Source organism: Puniceicoccus vermicola, assembly GCF_014230055.1.
In the GTDB taxonomy this organism is placed as follows: domain Bacteria; phylum Verrucomicrobiota; class Verrucomicrobiia; order Opitutales; family Puniceicoccaceae; genus Puniceicoccus; species Puniceicoccus vermicola.
Genome location: NZ_JACHVA010000060.1, coordinates 1 through 1,104 on the forward strand (window position 1 = coordinate 1; position 1,104 = coordinate 1,104).

2 protein-coding genes are annotated in these 1,104 nt (G+C 53.0%); one reads left to right on the forward strand and one right to left on the reverse strand.

Annotated elements, in window-relative coordinates; translation table 11 throughout:
- A partial coding sequence (locus tag H5P30_RS07595; protein WP_246459509.1) for an IS3 family transposase occupies positions 1-619 on the reverse strand: 619 nt, incomplete at its 3' end.
- Positions 620-842: 223 nt separating this feature from the next.
- Here H5P30_RS07595 and H5P30_RS07600 point away from each other — a divergent pair.
- Positions 843-1,104: transposase family protein (locus tag H5P30_RS07600; RefSeq protein ID WP_185691151.1), on the forward strand; the 262-nt coding region annotated here is incomplete at its 3' end.

A 1,104-nucleotide genomic window follows, 5' to 3' on the forward strand; every position in this document is an offset into this window, starting at 1 on the left:
GTCCGTATTCCTGCTTAAGTATGCCGTTGAGCCGTTCGGCCTGTGAGTTTTCGTAGCAATGATTCACTTCGGTCATACTCACCGAGATACCGCGGTTGTGCAGTTCGTTGACATACTTATGGCTGCAGTATTGGCATCCTCTATCGGAGTGGTGCCGTGGTTTTTTGCCCGGAGTCAGGCTGCCACAAGCCTTACGCAGCGCCTCAAGGGCGTCCGTTGTCTCCATCGTATCGCTGAGATGATAACCAACGATTTTTCGCGAGAACTGGTCGCTGATCAAAAAAAGATACTGGAAGCCTTCGTCGGTTGCGATGTATGTTAGATCGCAAAGCCACACTTCCTCCGGAGCCTCGGCCGGACGTTCAGCCACGATATTGGGGAATACGGGAAGATACTCTTTCCACTGAGTTGTGCGCGGTGTGCTCGGCTCCGGCTTGACCAGTAAGTCTTTCTCCCTCAACAGGTCAAAGAACCGGTCGCGGCCCAGTTGGAAAGGAACCTCTTGTTCTTTCATCCGATGGTGCAGTTTTAAGCCTCCTAACTGCGGTTGCACCGCACGTTCACGATTGACCCAGTCCACCACGGCCTCGGTCTCCATCTCCTTGCCTCGACGCTCCATACGTCTTTTGTAATAGTTCTGGCGACTCTTCCCCAGATAGCGGCAACAACGGCTCACGATGCCCCGGACCCCTTCGTTGCGTCCGACGCTCCTCCGCGCCGATTCCCACCGGCTTTTTTTTGGTTCATCGTCGATTGGCGGGAAAGAAGTAGCAAAGAAGCGGAATCGAAGTTAACTGATGTTGTAACTACACTAACATCAATCACTTCAAAACCGCTTCAACATGAAGTCTGTACTATGTTCCCTGTTTTGGGAAGGCTACACTTTGTATAAACACAAGCATCTGGGAAAAGGGCATTTGTTGTTCATCCTAGAGGCCCTAAACGATCCGGTCTGTGGAGGTTGTGGGCAGAGTTGCCGGAGGATTCACGACCAGTCGCTGCGCCGTATTCGCGACTGTGATCTGTTGGATCAGCGGTTAAGTCTGGAGTTGAGTGTCCGTCGGGTTCGCTGCGGGCGCTGCGGGACGAAGACCGAACGCATTG